17 protein-coding genes, 1 tRNA gene and 1 pseudogene are annotated in these 20,464 nt (G+C 55.2%); 16 read left to right on the forward strand and 3 right to left on the reverse strand.

The genetic code is table 11. The features are described from left to right. Positions 1-109 precede the first annotated feature (109 nt). The 8 genes and pseudogenes from tsaE (at position 110) to BBOH_RS09115 (ending at position 6,834) form a co-directional block, all read left to right on the forward strand. Entirely contained in the window at positions 110-664 is a 555-nt protein-coding gene (tsaE, locus tag BBOH_RS00300) for a tRNA (adenosine(37)-N6)-threonylcarbamoyltransferase complex ATPase subunit type 1 TsaE (protein ID WP_237743106.1), read from the forward strand. Positions 665-729: 65 nt separating this feature from the next. Then, positions 730-801, forward strand: a pseudogene (locus BBOH_RS09470) (GCG_CRPN prefix-to-repeats domain-containing protein); the annotation flags it as partial. Positions 802-803: 2 nt separating this feature from the next. After that, positions 804-1,688 carry a tRNA (adenosine(37)-N6)-threonylcarbamoyltransferase complex dimerization subunit type 1 TsaB gene (gene tsaB / locus BBOH_RS00305; protein ID WP_044097992.1) on the forward strand — a complete coding sequence of 295 codons (885 nt, stop codon included), beginning with the start codon at positions 804-806 and terminating at the stop codon, positions 1,686-1,688. Positions 1,689-1,701: 13 nt separating this feature from the next. Continuing rightward, positions 1,702-2,322 carry a GNAT family N-acetyltransferase gene (locus tag BBOH_RS08130; RefSeq protein ID WP_161786376.1) on the forward strand — a complete coding sequence of 207 codons (621 nt, stop codon included), beginning with the start codon at positions 1,702-1,704 and terminating at the stop codon, positions 2,320-2,322. Continuing rightward, positions 2,315-3,358, forward strand: coding sequence for a tRNA (adenosine(37)-N6)-threonylcarbamoyltransferase complex transferase subunit TsaD (gene tsaD, locus BBOH_RS00315; RefSeq protein WP_033520158.1), 1,044 nt, complete (start codon positions 2,315-2,317; stop codon positions 3,356-3,358). The genes BBOH_RS08130 and tsaD overlap by 8 nt, the downstream gene beginning before the upstream one ends. A gap of 108 nt (positions 3,359-3,466) precedes the next feature. Continuing rightward, positions 3,467-3,539: transfer RNA gene (locus tag BBOH_RS00320), tRNA-Asn, on the forward strand. Positions 3,540-3,812: 273 nt separating this feature from the next. Continuing rightward, positions 3,813-5,780, forward strand: coding sequence for an acyltransferase family protein (locus BBOH_RS00325; RefSeq protein WP_033520580.1), 1,968 nt, complete (start codon positions 3,813-3,815; stop codon positions 5,778-5,780). 295 nt (positions 5,781-6,075) lie between these two features. Continuing rightward, complete coding sequence (locus BBOH_RS09115) at positions 6,076-6,834, forward strand: M23 family metallopeptidase (RefSeq protein WP_237743090.1); 759 nt, start codon at positions 6,076-6,078, stop codon at positions 6,832-6,834. A gap of 20 nt (positions 6,835-6,854) precedes the next feature. On the opposite strand, the gene BBOH_RS00335 is transcribed toward BBOH_RS09115, so the two are convergent. The 3 genes from BBOH_RS00335 to BBOH_RS09480 form a co-directional block, all read right to left on the reverse strand. Continuing rightward, the gene (locus BBOH_RS00335; RefSeq protein WP_033520159.1) at positions 6,855-8,561 is read right to left on the reverse strand and encodes a substrate-binding domain-containing protein; all 1,707 of its coding nucleotides are present in this window, start codon (positions 8,559-8,561) and stop codon (positions 6,855-6,857) included. 545 nt (positions 8,562-9,106) lie between these two features. Then, positions 9,107-9,739 (reverse strand): isocitrate/isopropylmalate family dehydrogenase, encoded by a 633-nt coding sequence (locus tag BBOH_RS09475; protein ID WP_081930234.1) that lies wholly within the window; start codon positions 9,737-9,739, stop codon positions 9,107-9,109. Next, positions 9,645-9,947, reverse strand: a complete 303-nt coding sequence (locus BBOH_RS09480) for an isocitrate/isopropylmalate dehydrogenase family protein (RefSeq protein WP_161786378.1) — start codon at positions 9,945-9,947, stop codon at positions 9,645-9,647. Before BBOH_RS09480 ends, BBOH_RS09475 begins: the two co-directional genes overlap by 95 nt. A gap of 746 nt (positions 9,948-10,693) precedes the next feature. On the opposite strand from BBOH_RS09480, the gene BBOH_RS09335 reads away from it, so the two are divergent. The 8 genes from BBOH_RS09335 (at position 10,694) to pyrH (ending at position 20,407) form a co-directional block, all read left to right on the forward strand. Next, entirely contained in the window at positions 10,694-10,816 is a 123-nt protein-coding gene (locus BBOH_RS09335) for a hypothetical protein (protein WP_272945323.1), read from the forward strand. Between the two features lie 71 nt (positions 10,817-10,887). After that, positions 10,888-12,966: an AMP-dependent synthetase/ligase gene (locus tag BBOH_RS00355; RefSeq protein ID WP_033520161.1), complete on the forward strand. Its 2,079-nt coding sequence runs from the start codon at positions 10,888-10,890 to the stop codon at positions 12,964-12,966. A 6-nt stretch (positions 12,967-12,972) separates the two neighbouring features. Beyond that, positions 12,973-13,461 carry a peptide deformylase gene (gene def / locus BBOH_RS00360; RefSeq protein WP_033520162.1) on the forward strand — a complete coding sequence of 163 codons (489 nt, stop codon included), beginning with the start codon at positions 12,973-12,975 and terminating at the stop codon, positions 13,459-13,461. Between the two features lie 279 nt (positions 13,462-13,740). Beyond that, complete coding sequence (locus tag BBOH_RS00365; RefSeq protein ID WP_033520163.1) at positions 13,741-15,591, forward strand: ABC transporter ATP-binding protein; 1,851 nt, start codon at positions 13,741-13,743, stop codon at positions 15,589-15,591. Between the two features lie 8 nt (positions 15,592-15,599). Further along, complete coding sequence (locus tag BBOH_RS00370) at positions 15,600-17,402, forward strand: ABC transporter ATP-binding protein (RefSeq protein WP_033520164.1); 1,803 nt, start codon at positions 15,600-15,602, stop codon at positions 17,400-17,402. A gap of 311 nt (positions 17,403-17,713) precedes the next feature. Beyond that, the gene (gene rpsB / locus BBOH_RS00375) at positions 17,714-18,547 is read left to right on the forward strand and encodes a 30S ribosomal protein S2 (protein ID WP_033520165.1); all 834 of its coding nucleotides are present in this window, start codon (positions 17,714-17,716) and stop codon (positions 18,545-18,547) included. Positions 18,548-18,641: 94 nt separating this feature from the next. Further along, positions 18,642-19,493, forward strand: a complete 852-nt coding sequence (tsf, locus tag BBOH_RS00380) for a translation elongation factor Ts (protein WP_033520166.1) — start codon at positions 18,642-18,644, stop codon at positions 19,491-19,493. 164 nt (positions 19,494-19,657) lie between these two features. Beyond that, positions 19,658-20,407 carry a UMP kinase gene (gene pyrH / locus BBOH_RS00385; RefSeq protein ID WP_033520167.1) on the forward strand — a complete coding sequence of 250 codons (750 nt, stop codon included), beginning with the start codon at positions 19,658-19,660 and terminating at the stop codon, positions 20,405-20,407. Positions 20,408-20,464 lie beyond the last annotated feature (57 nt).

Consider the following 20,464-nt stretch of genomic DNA (forward strand, 5'->3'; position numbering starts at 1 on the left):
GGAAGCCATCGATTACGGTAAGGACATGAAAATGGATGTCGACGATAGGGAGGTTCAGGATGGTCGGGGAACGTCGAGTTATTCATTGATCATCTCGACCGGCGAACGGATGCGGAATTTCGGAGCAGTGGTTTCCGGTGTTGTGCACGGCGGTGACGTGGTATTGCTATCGGGCCCGCTGGGAGCCGGTAAAACAACATTTGCGCAAGGATTCGGCGCAGGCTTGGGCATTCAGGATCCGATAGTCTCACCCACGTTCACGCTTGCTCGAGAGCTTGACGGTCATTTTGCCGACCGGACCCCGGCTCACCTCGTTCATGTCGATGCCTATCGTCTTGGAGGCGAAGGCTATGCGCCGGGCCAGGATCGTACCGATCGTTTGCTTGATGAACTCGAGGCTATGGGTTTGGATGAGGAACTGGAGGATCCCGGCGAACAGACAGTGATCCTGATGGAATGGGGAGAGCAGATGGTTTCGGCCCTGGCTCCGGAACGGTTGGAGATTCACATCGCCCGTCCGATGTCGGACGATGTCTGCTCAGCCAACGAACAGTTGAGCGCAGAGGGTCCGCGTTCGGTCAGCGTCGTTGCAGTGGGCAATCGATGGCGCGACGTTCCTCGGGCGCTTGAGCAGACGATGCGCGAGAGTGGTTCTGCTCACTGAACGCGTTTTTGTAAATGTCGCCAATCCATTTCAAGATTTTAGAATGGATTGGTTCGCTGTAGGAGGCCGTCGCGGACGGATGCGGGTATGGATGGCACCGGGACAGGCCAACAAGCATGAGAGGTAGGAACAAGTAGCAATGACAAATACGTTGGTGATAGATACCTCGTATGGCTCGACAGTGGGTATCGTGGGTCACGAGCCCGTTTATGAGCCGGATTCACGAACGCATGTCGAACGCTTGCAAGTCAATATCGAACGGGCTTGCCGCCAGGCGCGATTGATTCCAAGCGACCTCGACCGTATTGTCGTGGGCGTGGGGCCAGCCCCATTCACCGGTCTCCGGGTCGGCATTGTGACTGCAAAGGCGATGGCATTCGCAACCGGAGCCCAACTGATCGGTCAGGATGTACTTGCCCCTCAGGCGTACGCGCTCAGGCTCAGTCGTCATGGAAACGAGGTGTCGGTGGATGGCCATGATGCTCGAAATGCAGGTAGCCGTTTGAAGACGGATACGACGAATGAACGAAACGTCAGTGAGGATCAGACTCGCCATGTCAGCCTCGCCGTCAATGATGCACGTCGTAAGCAATTGTATTTTGAGCTTTTCGACGGTGAAGATCGGTCGAAGCCGCTTATCGATATGGATATTGACTACCCCGACCATATCGCGAAGCGGGTGCTCGAAGCGACTGAGCGACGTTTTGGCAAGGATTGCACCGGAGTGGTCATCGATGTAATGGGTCACGGAGCCGGCAAATACGCGGACTCATGGGAAGCGTTCGGCGATGGCATGGGCCTATTGGTCGACCATTCGATTCTGGACTTCAAAGCCAAGGGTATCGAGCTGTTCGCCCAATGCGCTCCTTTGGGGTCAAGTGCGGATAAACCCGTCGAGCCGCTGTATCTTCGTCGTCCTGATGTTTCCACCCCAAACCCGCTGAAACATGTGCTTAGAGACAACCACACAACCTCGAAGGGCTCGTATGCGGGTGTGCCGTCCCTCGACGATGGGAACCAGTGACATGATAGTGGCCATGTGTCAATTAGACGAGGGTTGGGCCATCGAACAGGTCAGTGTTCTCGAATCAAGACTCGACGATCGAACCGGATGGACCAAAACCCAAGTGCAGCGGGAACTGACTGCTCCCGATCGCACTTATATAGCCGACATCAGGAATAGCTCAGATGGCTCGGACATTGGATCGCAGGCTGAATTCCAAGGAACGGGTCATTTCGCGGCAGATGACGATACCAAAACGTGGTTAGCGAACGGGTGGACCAGCGAGAGGCCAACTGCCGTCATGCGCGGCTATGCGGGTTACTGGCACGATGGTTTGTCCGGCGAGATGACCAGCGTGAATGTCGATCCTCGCCATCGCCGTGTCGGCGTGGGCGCCGGACTGGTCAAATGGATCATCGAGGACGCGAAAAGGCATCACATTCAACGCCTTACGCTGGAGGTTCGCCCGGACAACATCCCGGCCAAAGCCCTGTACGACGGATTCGGATTCAGGCATACGACGAGGCTTAAAAATTATTACGGACAAGGGGTTGACGCCGATGAGATGGCGCTTGATTTGGAACCGAGGACGGTAGGTTTCGTAGGCGTTCTCGGCGACAACGACCATAGACGAGAGGGGACCAAACATGAGTGAACCAGTGGTGCTGGGTATTGAATCGACCTGCGATGAGACGGCGGCGGCCGTGGTAAGGGGGCGCACCCTGTTGTCCAATGTCGTGGCTTCGTCAATGGATGAACACGCTCGGTATGGGGGCGTCATTCCTGAAATCGCCTCGCGCGCTCATGCCGAAGCCTTCGTGCCGGTGGTGTCCAAGGCCTTATCCGATGCCAACATGGAACTCGACGATGTCGACGCCATCGCCGTTTCCGCTGGCCCCGGGCTCGCCGGATGCCTGGCGGTGGGGGTTTCCGGCGCGAAGGCCCTGGCTTGGGCCAGTGGAAAGCCAATTTACGGCATAAACCATGTAATCGGTCATATTGCCGTCACTCAGTTGCAGTTCGGTCCATTTCCGAAGGATACATTGGCGCTTATCGTTTCCGGTGGCCACACTTCCTTGTTGCATGTCGCTGATGTCGCCCGTCATGTGGACGTGGTGGGCACGACGCTGGATGACGCGGCAGGGGAGTGCTTCGACAAGGTCGCGCGGCTTCTGGGGTTCCCATATCCGGGTGGGCCTCATATCGACCGACATGCGCGGCTGGGTAATCCTGATGCAATCAATGTCCCTCAAGGGTTGACGAAGGGCAAATCCGGTAAGGAACATCCCTACGATTTCAGTTTTTCGGGCGTGAAAACGGCTGTCGCGCGCTGGGTGGAGGCCGAACGTGCCGCTGGTCGGCCCGTTCCGGTAGATGACGTGTGCGCTTCGCTGGCTTCGTCCGTGGCCGGTGTGCTGGCGGATAAGGCGATGCACGCGTGCGAACAATACGGTTCCAAAACCCTGATCGTAGGTGGGGGTTTCACTGCCAACTCGCAGTTGCGCTCGGAATTGATCATGTCCGGCCGACGTCATGACGTCGAAGTGCGCATTCCAGAACTTCGGTTATGCACTGATAACGGGGCGATGGTGGCCATGCTCGGTGTCAATCTGGTGGAAGCTGGCGTGCGGCCGTCTTCCTTGGACTTTGCGATTGATTCTGCGATGCCGATGGACGTCATAAGTGTATGACCATTACCAATCAGTGTTGTTTTTGTGGGCGACACGCTGGATTTGCCTCTAGAAAATAATAGTGTAAAGTATAGGTCTTGTGCGGTGCTGATGCAACGTACGGGACATTCCCGCATAGCTCAGTTGGCAGAGCGTTCGACTGTTAATCGAAATGTCGCTGGTTCAAGCCCAGCTGCGGGAGCTCGATTGGATTCCGGAATCGTAAGGTTCCGGAATTTTTTTATCCGGTTCCGGTAGCGCCACGCTCATATACGGTGCCATCTATCCCTATTGCTAATCTTGGCCTCGACCCGAGCCTTGATCTTAGGCGCGGAATTTGAAAGGTACAAAACTCTTGGAATTGCGACGTTTTCAGCGTGATATCGAATGCGATGAAGGTCATTCATACAGTGCCGCAATTCCAGTTGAGAGCCTTGCAGGCACAACGAAAAACGACCATGCAGATGGTCGTGACTTGCCGCTGCGGCACCATGTCGCGGCAATCGACGGACTGCGTGCGTTGGCGATCATCGGCGTGGTCGGCTACCATATGCGTCCGGGGCTGATCAAAGGCGGATTCATCGGCGTAACCCTGTTTTTCGTCATTTCAGGCTTTCTTGTCACCGCAAGTGTTGAACGTCGTTTGTCCGGGCCGGTCGGCTTCCGCTACATCTCATATCTGGCGAGTAAACTTATACGACTGGCGGTGCCTTTGTTGGCCCTTGAAGCGCTTTTGCTGCCGGCTTTGTGGGCGTTTGCTCCGAGTTCATTGCCGAAGCTACACCTGGATTGCCTTCCCGCCTCGTTGTTTGCGATTAATTGGGTGTATATCTTCCGACATCTGCCCTATTTTCAGACCGCGGGTTTGCCGTCTCCTTTGACGCATCTTTGGTTTCTGGCCGTCATCATGCAGTTTTACGTGATATGGCCGTTGCTGTTGTGGCTTATGCATCGCTGTCGACTGAGATTGAACACGAAGGTTGCCATGACGTTGACGATCGCAGTAGGCTCCACCTTCCTCATGATGCTGCTGTCCCGATTCGGAACCGACGTCACTCGGGCATACTACGGATTGGACACTCGTGCGGCCGAATTGATGATCGGGGCTTTGGCGGCGTTTTATGTTGAGAGCCGCAGTGATGACAAGGATCGACGAATCGCCGGGCAATCAAGGGGCCGACGATTTGAGCTACCGAATATCCATGAAGTGCCGGTTTCCCGCAATATCGCTCGCTTGAACGAGACTGGTGGCCACATTGTGGTGCGCTCGATAGGCCCCTTTATCCTGCTTGGCGCACTTTTGATTTCATTCGCGCTGGCCAACGGCTCTGACAGGCTGCTGTATGTGGGAGGCTACCAGCTCATGGCCGTTATCACCGCGTCGCTTGTCGTGCTGACGATCGATCAGAAAGAACCATGTGCGCTGCTGCTTGGTTCAAAGCCCTTGCGCTATCTGGGTTCACGTTCCTTCTCCCTGTATCTGGTGCATTATCCGCTGTTGCAGATCATGAACCCGGCGATACGCACCACCCCGTTGCGCCCTTGGGAGTGGATTGTCCAAGTCCTGGCGCTGTGGATTGTTGCTGAGCTGTTCTACCAGTTGGCTGAAGCGGTACGTAGCGTCGATTGCGCCAAGCCGGGGATACTCGGCCGCATACGTATTTGCAGCAAGGTGCTGGCTGTTCTGGGCCTTATGGCGACGATGATCGTGACTTTCCTACCTGTTGACTGGAATGCGCTGGCACAAAGCAGATTTGATGCGGTCCGTCACGACTATTTGGCTGTGGAACGTATTGTTGATAGGCCGGGTGCAATGCATGATGACCTGACGGCGACTACGGTCCGCCGCAAGCGTGTTCCTAAGCCGACGCTGGATTTGCCGCCCCGGCTTTCCCCGAAAGCCGCGAAGGTTCCCAAGAATCTTGACACCACCGGGTGGACGTACGATGTGTATGGCGACGTGAGCAACGCCGACCCTCTGATCATCAGTGATTCGGTTGAAATGGGGGCGCAGGCTGAGGTGCAACAGACATTTCCACATGCTGTTCAGGATAACCTGGTTGGTAGGCCGTTCAGTGCAGGACTCGGCCTTTATCGCCAATATCAGGCGCAGGGACATGGCCGACGTGTCGCCATCATTGCCCTTGGAACCAACGGGCCGATTGCCGATGAAGATCAGGTTGAGCAAATCATTAATGCGGCCAACGGCCAGCCATTGTACTTCACGACCGTGCGCGCCCCCGTCGACTGGCAGGACGCGAACAACGATATCCTGCGCAAGATAGCCGCCAAGCATTCCAATGTCGGTCTGCTCGATTGGTATAGAGTCAGCGAAGGGCATCCTGAGTATTTTTATGCCGATGGCACGCACCTGACCCCAGGTGAGGGTGGAGGACGCGCAGCATATGCCATGATGATTCGTAGAGCCCTGTGCGGGCAATAAGGCCTTGGTGCTGACCAACTGGCCATGTCTGCTTTCATTCGCCTATTCCGTTTCCTGAATTTGTCGAAGATCCGCCAATTCCTTGGCGCATCGCCCCTTTGGCATCTGTCGCCGATTCTGCTTGAGTTGGCAATTGGAATCGGACTGTGGATGAATTGGGCGACACGCCCGAACTATGTGCATAACCCTTCGGTTTGGGTCACATGCCCAGTCCCAGGTGGTTATGGAGCCAGACAAGACGCAAAGTGAGTCCACCGGAATGAGGCTTGTATGGGATAAACGAAAGGTGGACGGCATGATTGACATAGGACAGAACCGGCATGCTCAACAGGTAAGGCAGCTTGCTCGGCGGCAGCTATTGCGTGATCGCAAGCGTGCGCGCGTGGCGATTATGCAAACGTCATGCATGCTCTTGTCGGTTGTGGTCGTTTCGGCTCTAGTGCCGGCGCTGAGCCGGACCAGTGTACCGTCGTTTAATTCATCCGTATGTGACTCCGATGACATGGATTACTTATCAAATCAAACGTTGGTTGACGATGCGACAGGTGATGACTTTTCCATGACGCGGACGATTGACGTCGAATCTGCGGCATCGGGTCTCGGAGGAATTCCCACGCCACCGCAGACAGAGGGTGTGGGGCAGTGCCGTGCTGAGTTAGGTTCACCAGTCATTCCGCAAGTGGTGCTACGAAAATTCGACGCTCCTCGACATGCATGGGGTTCGGGGCACCGTGGAGCCGATCTGGTAGCCGTGGAAGGCACACCCTTGTTCGCTCCTGCAAACGGTGTAATCAGTTTCGCGGGTCTTGTGGCCGAAAAATCCGTAGTGAGCATACGATACCGCGCTTTGACCCTGACGTTCGAACCTGCTCAGACTGAACTCCCCATAGGAACGCCGGTCGTCAGGGGAATGCCATTCGCCGTTGTCGCCGGTTTGTCCGATCACTGCACCGGAGCATGCGTTCATTGGGGAGTACGAAAAATCCAGAAGCGCTATGTCGACCCCGTCAAACGTACCGAAAAGCGCAAAATCGTGCTCAAACCTGTTGATTAGCGTTTCACAGCTGTCTGAAGCTATAGGCCAGCGTCCGCCAAGGAGATATATCCGGGATCGATCAGAGTGCTTTTGAGATTGCTTGCACTGATTGCGATCAGCTCTTCGCGAATGGTCAGAACCTTGCCTGCTGCTGTTGTGGTCGTACTTATGAAGGGGAATGAATCAATCGGCTCGCCGACGGTGAGATTGACGACCACCTGCGCGATATCCTGTCCGATTTTGTCGATGTTTTCCAAGCCTGTCATCCATTGGGCACCATCCACGATATGGGGCAACATATCCATATATCCGCCGTAACCTGTCACGATCGGCCAGGAAAGATCAACCGCGTTTTTTTCACTGTCTTTACCGGCTTTCTCGCCCGCATCCTTGGAGCCGTTTGAATCCGCCCCGCTACCTTTGGGAGCCGGTACCGCCTGCCGATTGACTTCTCGACGCCCGGTGATTGAGCCGACGATGCCGGACACGGTGATATCCGGATTGATGTCGGCCGAAGACCCTGTGTACTTGAGAGAGGAGAGCTCATCGACGACAGCGGAGCTGACGAAATCGTTCATGGCTATGATTCCATCCACATGCTTGGCCTCCTCCTTGGAATCAGTCAGACGGCCATCAAGAGCGCTTCGGATCTGCGATGTTTTGGAAGCGTCAACAACGAGATGCTTCCAATCGTCTTTGGTGCTTGAACCGGTGAGCAATCCTGATGGGCTTATGGCGCGGCCGTCTTTGAAGTATGGGCCGAGGACTTCCCATATCGCCGAGAACGCCTCTTGACTAAACCGGTGAGAAATATCTGATTCAGAGGGGCTGTCGTCCTGTTTGTTGGATAAAACGCCCGTGTCGTCAGACTCGGCGGGCAGCAGTATTTCGATGGCTTTGGGATGGTTGGAGGTCGCCTTGTCCAACGCCAGTTTGGTCGTCAATTGCATGGCCTGCATGCGGCCAATCGTCTTCGCGTCGGACAAGTCGACGAAGGCATCCGGTTTGACACCGTCGATGGGGTTGGAGAGCACCACTACATGCGCACCTGCTCGCTGCGCCAGACGCAAACTTTTTGCCAGTCTTCTGGTGGATTGCTGATCCGTGTCCTTGGAGGCACCACCTTTTGACATGTCGTCCGATGTGTCGGAAGGTCTGTCACTGCCTGATTTAGGACTCGTGTCATGAGGATTGTCGCCGGCTTTCCCATCGTTCGCCGGATCCGACTGACTAAACTCGCTCGAAGTGGTTGCATCAGTGCCTCCGTCCTTTGCCTTGGTGTCCTGCGAAGGAGCGGTGAAATAGTCGCCATATTGCCTGCAAGCCGCATCGGTTTCAATGATCGGCGCCACGATAAGGGTGGTTCGTCTGGCCTGTGTTGCCGTGGCTGATGACAATTTGCTGACGACGAAGTCCTGAATGGCGTTGCTTTGACTTTTCAAATCCCCATCGCTGCGATGCGATATGTTTTTGGGTCGGAATCCTTCGGCGACCATTGCCTTAGTCAAACGCGGCACGAGCTTTGTCCACTTGTTCAATGGGGTGTGCTGTGAGATTGAAATGCCGTCCGAAGGGGTGAACACGGCAACACTGGAATCAGCTGGAATCTGCTGTGTCGCGGTCTTGACACTGCCTGCATCGGGTTGTCGTGACTGACCAAAACAACCGCCCAAACCGAACAAAAGACCTACCGTGACCACAGTGGCAAGCAGTCTGGTCAGGTAACGCGCGATGCACGAACTCATGGCAACCCTTCATATCTTTGAGATGTCTACAGCTTCCGATGATAACGCATGGAGTCTAAGAACGTTCAACTCGACTCACTGGGGAAACCGGTCGCGCGGCTTCGGGCTGAAGGCAGACCGAGGATACGATTAATGCAATCGGATTGAAACGCAATCCGATTGCATTAATCGAATATGATGCGCGTTTGTTTCCATCACTCGGTGGACATGGCGCGACTGAGTTCGCCGGCCAATGTATCATGAAACCGACAGTGTCGAGCCAAGGGGTTTCAGGTTCAACCAACATGGCCAGATCCTTGGTCGTTCGCCCACTTTCGACCATCTCGATGATGACGTGCTTCACCGTTTCGGCGAAGTGGGCGAGTTGAGGTGTGCCGTCGGGTTTGGCGCGCTGCTTAATACCTCCGATCCATGCGTATATCGAAGCTATCGGATTGGTCGAGGTTGTTTCGCCTTCTTGCCAACGTCGATAATGACGGGCACCGTGCCGTGCGCCGCCTCAGCTTCCACCGTTCGTCCGTCCGGGGTCATCAGCACGCAAGTCATCAGCCCCGGCGAGCCGAAACCCTAGGCAATGGAATCGGACTGCACGTCTCTGTCGTAGTTTTTACAAGCCCACACGTAGTCGCCATGCATTTCATGGTGTTCGCCATCATGTCGTCAACGAGGCGGTGCTCATATGTCAGACCTCCGGCCTCGAATCCCGCACGGTATTCCGTTTCGTGAATCTGAGCGAAGATGCCTTTGAAACGCCAATCATAAGCTTTCAGAATGGTGTTTTTGCTTGAAAGGTACATGGGGTTAGTGGCGCATCGGTCCGTAGTTGAAGCACGCGCGGGCGAACCCCTGAATCGATGCGTCCACATTGTACTGAACCTGAGCCACCCCCTTGCCAGGATGTCGTATACTACGTGTTCAATCGGCTCACCGCCATTTGCAGGCGTGAAAGTCACCGTCAGACGTCCCGGTGAATCGACGACGAGATCCGTGGCCTCGCATTGGTCACCCAATGCATGACGTGCGACGACGATGGGTTTGGTCCATCCCGGAACCAGACGCGGAATGTTGGAGATCATGATTGATTCACGGAAAATCGTGTCGCCTAGAATATTGCGAGTGGTGCCGTCGGGGGACTTCCGCACTTTTCCTGAGGCCAAACTCCTTGACCCGTGCTTCATCTGGGATTACAGTCGCGCATTTGACCCCGACGTGGTGGAGCTTGATGAAGTCGGTGGCGTCGCGGTTTTGTATGCCCAGGTCGCAATAGTCCAGATTGATGTCGAGGTAGGGGAGAATAGGACGTTCGCGGATTTCCTTCCAAATCACGCGTGTCATTTCATCGCCGTTAGGCTCGGCCACAAGGCCTTCAGTTTTGATTTTTCCCATGCTGCCCCTTTAGTGCTCTGGATGTCAAGTCTTCCGGTTGGTCCGTGGCCGGCACCGCGCCGATCGACGTCTTGACACGGTTGTCGCTCAAGGACTCCATTTGCAACGTCGAAATGTCCATTAAATGGGCTTTCGAACGGTTCCGTGGCCGTCACCTTGAACCGGCGAGTCGGTCGGAGCATAAGGGCAAGACCATGTCCGGAATCCTGAGAACGTCCATTCTTTCTTGAATTACATTCTAAAGGCTCTGTTGCGTTTGACTTCAATGGTTGGCATGCGTATCTTCAGAGGAATCTCAAGGAAACGTTGACTCTAAGAAGCAGTTCAACGCTCGTTGGGCGACCGGACCATAACGTGGAGGTGAGCATGGGAACAACAGCAAGTCTGAGCGATGAGCTGGAAACCGGGCAGTATTCGTCTGTGATGAGTTATAGCGGGACCATCGGCATGGAATTGGCTAATAGACCGGTGCCGTACCACATATCACGATGTTTTCCCGGCACGCTCGAGTCGAGTCAATGTCAGGAACTGGTTATGTCGGCCTGCAGGGTAGCGTACATGTGCGTCGATGTGGTCAGAGGACGTATGCCGCCGCAGAATCTGCAACGAGCAGTCTCGCCCTCTTGCATGAAGCGGTTGGAAACGATGGCGTACCTGTTGAAAAACCATATGCGCACGCATCGTGAGTTGAAGGAGCAGCTCTGTTATCTTCCGCGGTCATGCCCACCCTGATCAATGGTGTGCTGGTGAGCCCGGAAACCACCGAGTTCGTGGTGGGGGCGACCATCGGTCAGGTGCAGTATTGGGTTTCGCTGGTGTTCAGGTGTGAATCAAACCGATGGGTGTGCACGACTGCGGATCTGGGGTAGTTCGCAGGCTGACGACACCCTGAAAGTTACGGAACCGTAGGCTTGGGGTTGCTATTGGTTATAATCAAAGTATGTTGCGAGAATTTCAGCTTGATCCCATTACCAAAACTACCGATGAGGACACTATTTACTCCCTGATCGCAAAGCGTGCCGCCAGAGATCCAGAAGGCATGATTGCGCAATGGCAGGATGATGACACCCACCAGTGGGTCGGCGTCAATGCCGGTCAGATGCTGGACACCGTTCGACAGGTCGCCAAGGGGCTGATGGGCTTGGGCGTCAGGGCGGGCAGTATGGTCGTCATCTATGCTGCCACGTGCTATCAATGGGGAATCGTGGACTTCGCTTGTGCGGCGATCGGTGCCGTGAGCGTGCCGATTTATGAGACCGACTCGCCCAAACAAGCGTCGCATATCGTCAAAGAGGTGAACCCGATTGTCGCATTCGCCGATGATTCACAACATGCTCAAACCTTAGAGGAACTGCGTCATGAGCACAATGAACTCAAATACGTTTTCTCCTTCACTCAGGACGGTCTGAATGCGGTGGCTGATTTCGGCCGTTCCATCGACGATGCTGATCTCGACAGGGCAATCAGCCGGGTCAAGGCCGACGACATGCTCACCATCGTCTATACGTCCGGTTCCACAGGAGCCCCTAAAGGCGTGATGCTTTCGCATCGAAATTTCGTTTCGACCGTATTCATCGGCTGGGCGGTGCTCGACGACATGCTCTATCAGCCCAGCCGCCTGTTGCTCTTCCTGCCCCTGGCCCATTGCTTTGCCAGGTACATCCAATATGTGGCCATCGGCTCACAGGGCGTGGTCGGCTATACGTCCAACACGAAACGTCTGTTGTCCGATCTTCGAACCTTCAAACCTACGTATCTGCTCGGTGTTCCTCGTGTGTTCGAAAAGGTCTACAATGCCGCATCCCAAAAGGCCGGAGCGGGTCTGCAGGGTCGGGTGTTCAACAACTCCTTCACCCACTTCGTCAAGTGGTCGAAGGATGAGCAGGACGGGAATGGCCACACGCTGCTCGAAAAGGCGAAGCACTCCTTCTACATGAAGACGGTCGGAGCTTCCGTGCGCAGCGCCCTGGGGCCGAACCTTAAATATCTCGCCTGTGGCGGAGCTCCCATGAATGCAGACCTGGCGCATTTCTTCAACGGCATGGATGGCATTACGTTCATTCAAGGATACGGCATGACCGAAACCGCTGCACCCTGCATTGTCGCTTTCCAGGATTTCAACAAGGTCGGTGCCGTCGGCCGTCCCGGCTCGGGTATCGCCGTCAAGTTGGCCGATGACGACGAATTGCTCATTAACGGCGAGGACGTGTTCCTTGGATACTACAAGCAACCGGAGTTGACGGCGGAGGCCACCGAGCCTGGTGGTTGGGTCCATTCAGGCGATATCGCGCAGATCGACGACGATGGCTTCGTCTACATCACTGGCCGCAAAAAGGACATCATCATCACCGCCGGTGGCAAGAACATCAGCCCCGCGCCTTTGGAAGACGTTATCGGCACATGTCCGCTGGTTTCCCATGCCGTGGTGATTGGTGACGGCAAGCCTTTCATTTCAGCACTTATTGAGCTTGAGCCAGACATGGTTCGTTCGTGGCTGAAGGCCAGTGGCATGGACAGCAGCATGCCGATGTCGCAAATCGCGCAGAACGACGCCGTCCGTGCCAATATCCAGCAGTATGTCGATCAGGCGAACAGCACTGTTTCCCGTGCGGAATCCGTTCGTAAATTCGTTGTTCTTGAAGACGAGTTCACCCAGGAGGCCGGCACTCTCACCCCTAGCATGAAGGTCGTGCGTCCCAAGGTGCTTGAGAAGTATGCGGATGTCATCAACAACCAGATCTATGCTCCCAAGGCAGGCGTACGACAGGCTCCCTCGGCGGCCGTGGAACTGATCGACCGAGCCGCAGTGTCCGTGCGTCAGGCCAGCGACGCGGTGAGCCCTAAGGTTCGCAAAGCCTTCGATCAGGCCAAGCAAAGCGTCAATGGCCATATGAAAGCCGATGACGGTTCAGTCGAGTCAGATACCGGCGCACAAGTCACGGGTGGCACGGATGTGGTAACTTCCGGTGAGGGTGCCAAACTAGGTTCGACACCAGACCAGAGCGACAAAGAGGAGTAGTTTATCGTGTCATTGCGAACGATTCGGGTAGTGCCCGATCCGGTACTGCGCACACCTTGCGAACCCATAACGACGATTACGTCGGCGGTCCGCCGTCTCATCCAAGACCTGTTGGATACGGTTGACGATCCAGGTCGAGCCGGTCTTTCAGCCAATCAGATCGGTGTGAATCTGCGTGCATTTTCCTACAATATCGACGGCAGGCTCGGCTACGTAATCAACCCCGTGATCGAGCAGACCAGTGGGGAGCAATACGGTGACGAAGGGTGCCTGTCGTTGCCGAACCTGTGGTACAAGACTCGACGAGCGGATTATGCGCGGGTTCGTGGCATCGACCTTGACGGCAAAACCATCGTCGTTGAGGGTCGCGGTCTTATGGGTCGAATGTTGCAGCATGAAACCGATCATCTTGACGGGCATGTCTACATCGATCGTTTGGAAAAGGATGAGCGGCGCGAGGCATTACGGTTCATGCGTAAACAGAGCGCACGCTAAATCGTGGGGCATCTCGCCGTATTCGTCAAGGAAGAGCATGCGGCGAGATATGGTATGTGGCATGCCGATATTTCGAACATTCGAACTTGCAACACGCCGAACACTGCCCCAGATACGACGGGGTTATGTCTAGACTGGTACCTGTTTGCAGTATGAAGGCACCGGACACGTCGGAAGCGTCATCAGGGTGTATGTCGGCTTGCGTCGCTGCGAACCGTTGCGGCAACGTAAGCCGTAGAATAGACCAGATATACCAGAAGATGCAAGGAACCTCCGCACATGTACGTCGATCCTACGCGCAATCAAAACGCCGGGAATCTCCGGTGGATTCTGCCTTATTGCAAGCCCGACCTACCTCGTGTGATCGGCTCGGTCATTTTGTTGTTCGTCAATGATGCCATGGCCATCGCTTTGCCGATTCTTGGGGGCGTTATCGTTGATGAGGTAATCACCAAACGTCACTTGGAACTGCTCACAAAGCTGTGCGTGGCCATGGTGTTGCTCACTCTCGTACGGGTCGGATCGCGATACGGCTATCAGATGTGGATGGAACGTTTCGGACAGAATTCCATATTCCGTCTCGTAAGCGACGAATATGAGAAACTGCACGAACTCGACTTCACCTATTTCAATCACACACGCAATGGCGACATTATGAGCCGCATGACTTCCGATACCGACGCAATCCGTCATTTCCTCAGCTGGGTGAGCTACCAGCTGGCGGACTGTATCGTGATGTTCGTGGCCGCACTGGCGGCTATGTTCGTGCTCAGCTGGCCGTTGGCATTGGCTTTGGCATGCGTCACTCCGATTCTTTTCTTCCTGACGCGTCAGCTGTCCACGCACGCGGCACCGCTGTTCTATGCGGTGCGTAACTCGCTGGCAGATCTGAACTCCATGGTCGAGGAAAACATCGAAGGCAATAGGGTCGTCAAGGCGTTTGTGCGTGAGGACTACGAAACGCAGAAGTTTGACGAGCGTAATGACGATTACATGCAACGAAACATGGACGCGGCCTACAACAATCGCAGGTTCATGCCTTGGCTGGATGGGCTGGGCTTTTCGCTTCAACTGATTACTTTGGGCTTTGGCGGTCTGCTGGTCATCAAGGGCAATATGACATTGGGCGCGTTAGTGAGCTTCAATTCGATGTTGTGGATGCTCGACGGCCCCGTGCGCCAATCAGGCTGGTTGATTAATGACTGGCAGCGTTTTGATGCAAGTTGCGTGAAGATCCGGCGTTTGCTGACGGCCACAGCTCGCATCCAAGAGAAACCGGACGCGAAACAGACCGTGGCTCAGGCTGTGGACATCCGTAAACGTGTCGGCATTGCTCAGCCGTCCACCACTCCGGAGCGTATCAGTGGTGAAATTCGTTTCGATCATGTCAGCTTTGCCTTCCCGGACGATCCGCATACGCCGATTCTCAAGGATCTCAACTTCCTGGTGCCGGCTGGCACAAAACTGGGGATCCTGGGGGAGACGGGCTCCGGAAAGTCTACATTGGTCAACCTTATTGCCCGCTTCTACGACCCGACGGTGGGTAATGTGTTCATTGACGGCATAGACGCGCGTGAGTGGCCGCTGGCGACCCTACGCAGCCAAGTGAGCATCGTTGCACAGGATACCTTCCTGTTTTCTGACACCATTGGCGGCAACATCAGTTTTGGAGCCACAAGACGTGACGATCCGGAGTATATCCGCAAAGTGTCGTCGGTGGCGGGCGCCGATGCATTCATCCGTTCAATGCCGCAAGGCTACGATACCGTGGTAGGCGAACGAGGCGTGGGGCTGTCCGGCGGACAGAAGCAACGGCTGAGCCTGGCCAGAGCATTGGCGGATGATCCGCCCATCCTCATCATGGATGACACGACGTCAGCCGTCGATATGGAGACGGAAGCCGGAATCCAGAAACAACTGTCGAATCTTGACGCCTCCAAAACGATCGTCACCATCGCACATCGCATCTCATCGATCAAGGATGCGAATCTGATTCTTGTCCTGGAACATGGGCGTATCGTGGAACGCGGCACCCATGAGGACCTTGTGTCCGCTCATGGACGTTATTGGTCAATCTATAGAAAGCAACTTGGCCTTGAAGCCGGCAAGTCGCAGGGATTCGAGAAGTAGGGGGCGAAATGGCACAGCGTAATACATATAAAGAGGACGAGGAACTCGAAGAAAAAATCAACCTTCACGACATCATCCGCATCGCCGCGTACCTCAAACCGTATTCCGGGCAGGTTGCACGCATCGTATCGGTCGTCGTGATGATGAGCTGCATCAACGTTGCCGGCCCTTACCTGACCAAGATCATGATCGACACGGCCATTCCTCGGAAAGACATCACGCTTCTTGCTCAACTGTCCGGACTCTTGGCGGTACTGATCGTTCTTTACGAAATAGGCGTGCGTTACCGCACCGTGGCCATTACCAGAGTCGGACAGTCGATGCTCAAGGACATGCGTCGAGATCTGTTCACCCACATCCAGACCTTGCCGTTCAGCTATTTTGACTCCCGTCCTCATGGCAAGATTCTGGTGCGTGTAGTCAATTACGTCAACACGTTGTCCGACACACTTTCAAGCGGGCTGATCAATGTCATCTCCGATATCTTCACGTTCGTGGTCACGCTTGTGGTAATGTTCGCCATCGATTGGCAATTGGCTTTATGGAGCCTGATCCTCTTCCCGTTGTTGGTTGTCTGGGTGCGCATATTACAAATTTGGCAGCGTCGTGCCTACCAGGTTTTGTCGAACAAGCAAAGCAATCTCAACGCATATATCCACGAATCCATCGCAGGGATCAAAACCACGCAGACCTTTGCTCGCGAAAAGAAGCAGTTCGACACTTTCCAGGAACAACAGGGCATTGTGCGTTCCCAGTGGATGAAAGCGGTGCACATCCAGAGCCTGATGTGGCCCGGCGTGCAGACCATTTCATCAATCACCATCGCATTCATCTATTACGTCGGAATCATGCAGTTCGGAGGGGTGAAGGTCACCACCGGCGTATTGATCGCTTTTCTTGGCTACGCGAACAACTTCTGGAACCCAATCATCGATATCGGCAATTTCTACAATCAGCTGATCACCTGCTCGGCCTATCTTGAGCGCATCTTTGAGACGATGGACATCAAACCGTCGATTACAGACAGGCCCAACGCCGCTCCGCTGCCGCCCATCCGAGGCAGAGTTGACTTCAATGATGTCGTTTTCCGATATGAACCGGAAGGGCGTAACATCCTCAACCTCGTCGACTTCCACATTGAGCCGGGCAAGACCATTGCGCTCGTAGGTCCCACGGGAGCGGGCAAAACCACCATCATCAATCTGCTGTCGCGCTTCTATGACGTTTCGGAAGGGTCCGTTACCGTGGACGGCTATGATGTGCGTGAGGTGACGCTTGCGTCGTTGCGCCGCCAAATGGGTGTGATGCTGCAGGACACATTCGTTTTCTCCGGCAATGTTCGTGAGAACATCCGTTACGGCAGGCTCGAAGCCACCGACCAAGAGGTTGAGAACGCCGCTCGCGCGGTGCATGCAGACGAGTTCATCCGACAGATGCCGGAAGGCTATGACACGATCGTCGAGGAGCGAGGATCAACCATGTCGGCAGGACAACGCCAGTTGATTTCCTTCGCACGCGTGCTGTTGGCCGATCCACGGATCCTCATCCTCGATGAAGCCACAAGCAATATTGACACACGAACCGAAGAGGCGTTGCAGGCCGGTCTGAATAACCTGCTCAAGGGGAGGACCTCGTTCATCATTGCCCATCGGCTATCGACAATCGAAAACGCGGATGAAATCTTCTACATCGACCATGGTCAGATTGTGGAGCATGGGTCGCATGAGAAATTGCTGAGGCAAAAGGGCGCGTACTATCGCCTCTACGAGTCGCAGTATGCCATGTTGAAAGTCGAGGATCCGGACCGGTAAACGCCTCAGGTGTTTCCTGATGCCAAGATGCGGTTGTGGGTAGGGTGACGCCCTTTTCGCAGTAGGTCGAATGAGGAGTGTTTATACTCAGGGTATGGTATCGTCTAGGTTTGTGCGTCGTATGGGCCCGTGGGTGTCACGCCATCATGGACTCGCTGCCTGCAGTCAAGGCAACACCGACCTGACGCACGGAAAACGCGTCATGCGCGTGATGGGCTGTGTCGGTCGGCGTATTCGGTAATGCAAAAACCGGAAACGTTGCATGCAGACCTGCATGACCAGGCAATAACCGACTGAAAGGTAGCAGTATCATGGCTCAAATCACAATGAGCGAAATGCTGAAGGCAGGCTTGCACTTCGGCCATCAGACCCGTCGCTGGAACCCGAAGATGAAGCAGTACATCCTCACCTCCCGCAACGGCATTCACATCATCAACCTGTTCAAATCGCTCGACATGATCGACACCGCGTACGATTTCATCAAGCAGACCGTTGCTCACAATGGTACCGTTCTGTTCGTCGGCACCAAGAAGCAGGCTCAGGAAGCCATCGCGACTCAGGCGACCCGTGTGAACATGCCGTACGTTTCGGAGCGTTGGCTGGGTGGTATGCTCACCAACTTCCAGACGGTTTCCAAGCGTGTTGCTCGCCTGAAGGAACTCGAGGAGATGGACTTCACCGATGTGCGCGGCTCTGGACTGACGAAGAAGGAGCTCCTGCTGCTCGAGCGCGAGAAGAACAAACTCGAGAAGCAGCTTGGCGGCATCCGTAACATGAACCGCACGCCCTCGGCGATGTTCGTCGTGGACATCAACAAGGAGGCACTTGCTGTTGAGGAAGCCCACAAGCTGGGCATTCCGGTCGTTGCAATCGCCGACACCAACACCGATCCCGACCTGGTCAACTATCCGATTCCGGCCAACGATGACGCCATCCGTGGCATCGAACTGCTTACCAGCCTTATGGCCGATGCGGTGGCCGACGGTCTTTTGGAACGCAGCGGCAAGGCTGAAAAGACCGAGGACAGGACCGAGCAGCCTATGGCCGCTTGGGAGAAGGATCTGTTGAAGGAAAACGACGACAAGTCCGAAGCCGCGGCCAAGTCCGCGGTCGGGGAGTCGAAGGCTGAAGAAGCCAAGGCCTGACCTACCGGTGTCATCGGCGGTGCGCAGACCTGTCCGGCCGGCGCACCGCCGATGATGCATAGACGAGAATAAAAACTTATAAGGAGATACATATATGGCAGCAATCACAGCAGCCCTTATCAAGCAGGTGCGCGAGGATACCGGCGCAGGCATGATGGACGTCAAGAAGGCGCTGACCGAGGCCGAGGGCGACGTCGCTCGCGCCAAGGAAATCATCCGTGCCAAGGGTATTCAGGCAGCCGGCAAGCGCGAAGGCCGTAGTGCTCAGGAAGGCACCATCGCCTCTCGAGTTGTCGATGTTGACGGCGGCCAGGCGGGCTATGCCGTCGAGCTCAACTCTGAAACCGATTTCGTGGCCAAGACCCCGAAGTTCATCGAATTTGCAAACGGTGTGCTCGACGACGCCATCAGTGCAGACGCCAAGACAGCCGACGAGGTACTCTCGGCGAAGTCCGATAATGGCACCGTGAAGGAATCGGTCGAGGAGGCGGCAGCTCTCTTTGGCGAACACGTCAAGGTCGGTCAGGTTGCGAAGGTCGAAGGCCCCAAGGTCGAGATCTATGCCCACAAGAAGTCCGCTGAAATGCCTCCGAGCATTGTGGCGATGGTCGCCACCGATGAGGCGGGAGCCGCCGTGGCCCATGAGGCCGCGCTGCAGATTTCCGCCATGGGCGCCAAATGGCTTTCTCGCGAGGATGTGCCGGCCGATGTGGTTGAGTCCGAGCGTCGGGTAGCCACCGAGAAGTCCCAGGCCGAAGGCAAGCCGGAGCAGATCATCCCCAAGATCGTGGAAGGCCGTATGAATGCCTTCTATAAGGAGAATGTGCTGCTTGAGCAGGAATATGTCAAGGACACCTCCAAGTCCGTCGGCGATTTGTTCAAGCAGGCCGGTGGCAAGCTTCTGTCGTTCGCACGCATCGAAGTCGGCAAGGGCGACGAGAAGTGACGACACACGCTTCTGATTAGCTTCAGAACTACGAGTGGGGTGGCATCTTCAAGGGTGCCGCCCCACTGTCGTATGAATTCGGTTGGCTTTTCTGTCGTTGTGGACAGATAATCTTGACAAGCGGTAATAGTGCGTTTGATTTCAGGGTGATGGAAAGGGTTCGTATGACTGACCATGAAGATGCAAACAAACCTAGACGAGTATTGCTCAAGCTGTCGGGAGAGGCTTTCGGAGGTGGCAAAGTCGGCATTGACACTACCGTGATTCGCCGCATAGCTCAGGAAATCCACGCTGCCGTAGCACAAGGCGTGCAGGTGGCCATTGTGGTTGGCGGAGGTAATTTCTTCCGTGGTGCCGAATTGCAGCAGGCCGGCATCGAACGCACCCGTGGCGACTACATGGGCATGCTTGGCACGGTCATGAATTGTTTGGCGCTGCAGGACTTTCTCGAACAGGAAGGTCAGGCCACACGTGTCCAGACGGCCATCACCATGGGTCAGGTTGCTGAACCCTATATACCCCTCAAAGCCATTCGCCACTTGGAAAAAGGTCGTGTGGTGATTTTCGGTGCTGGTGCCGGCATGCCATATTTCTCAACCGACACGGTTTCGATTCAGCGTTCGTTGGAGATCCATTGCGATGCCGTACTCATGGGCAAAAACGGTGTGGATTGCGTCTATACGGCGGATCCGCGCAGAGATCCAACAGCAAAGCCGTTCAAGACATTGAGCTACAAACGGGCCTTGGTCGACAATCTTGCCGTAATGGATGCGGCAGCGCTTTCCATGGCACGGGACAACGATCAGCATATTCTCGTTTTCGGTTTGGAGCAGAAGGGCAACGTAACTAAGGCCTTGCTGGGCCAGCCGATTGGAACATTGGTGTCAAACCAAGAGTCGCAGGTTCTGGACTGACAACAACATCGAATCATCAGTAAAACCGTAACGTATAGGTCGATAGCAGTGAATGTA

It is taken from the genome of Bifidobacterium bohemicum DSM 22767, from assembly GCF_000741525.1.
GTDB classification, from domain to species: Bacteria; Actinomycetota; Actinomycetes; order Actinomycetales; family Bifidobacteriaceae; genus Bifidobacterium; species Bifidobacterium bohemicum.

What these genes read in the sequence shown, in the direction of transcription:
- BBOH_RS08130 (WP_161786376.1), top strand. Translation starts at nt 1,702, where the DNA reads ATGTGTCAATTAGACGAGGGTTGGGCCATCGAACAGGTCAGTGTTCTC.
- BBOH_RS09480 (WP_161786378.1), bottom strand. Translation starts at nt 9,947, where the DNA reads ATGGGAAAAATCAAAACTGAAGGCCTTGTGGCCGAGCCTAACGGCGAT.
- BBOH_RS09475 (WP_081930234.1), bottom strand. Translation starts at nt 9,739, where the DNA reads ATGAAGCACGGGTCAAGGAGTTTGGCCTCAGGAAAAGTGCGGAAGTCC.
- tsaE (WP_237743106.1), top strand. Translation starts at nt 110, where the DNA reads ATGCGGAATTTCGGAGCAGTGGTTTCCGGTGTTGTGCACGGCGGTGAC.
- BBOH_RS00370 (WP_033520164.1), top strand. Translation starts at nt 15,600, where the DNA reads ATGGCACAGCGTAATACATATAAAGAGGACGAGGAACTCGAAGAAAAA.
- tsaB (WP_044097992.1), top strand. Translation starts at nt 804, where the DNA reads ATGACAAATACGTTGGTGATAGATACCTCGTATGGCTCGACAGTGGGT.
- tsf (WP_033520166.1), top strand. Translation starts at nt 18,642, where the DNA reads ATGGCAGCAATCACAGCAGCCCTTATCAAGCAGGTGCGCGAGGATACC.
- pyrH (WP_033520167.1), top strand. Translation starts at nt 19,658, where the DNA reads ATGACTGACCATGAAGATGCAAACAAACCTAGACGAGTATTGCTCAAG.
- rpsB (WP_033520165.1), top strand. Translation starts at nt 17,714, where the DNA reads ATGGCTCAAATCACAATGAGCGAAATGCTGAAGGCAGGCTTGCACTTC.
- BBOH_RS00335 (WP_033520159.1), bottom strand. Translation starts at nt 8,561, where the DNA reads ATGAGTTCGTGCATCGCGCGTTACCTGACCAGACTGCTTGCCACTGTG.
- tsaD (WP_033520158.1), top strand. Translation starts at nt 2,315, where the DNA reads ATGAGTGAACCAGTGGTGCTGGGTATTGAATCGACCTGCGATGAGACG.
- BBOH_RS00355 (WP_033520161.1), top strand. Translation starts at nt 10,888, where the DNA reads ATGTTGCGAGAATTTCAGCTTGATCCCATTACCAAAACTACCGATGAG.
- BBOH_RS00365 (WP_033520163.1), top strand. Translation starts at nt 13,741, where the DNA reads ATGTACGTCGATCCTACGCGCAATCAAAACGCCGGGAATCTCCGGTGG.
- BBOH_RS09115 (WP_237743090.1), top strand. Translation starts at nt 6,076, where the DNA reads ATGATTGACATAGGACAGAACCGGCATGCTCAACAGGTAAGGCAGCTT.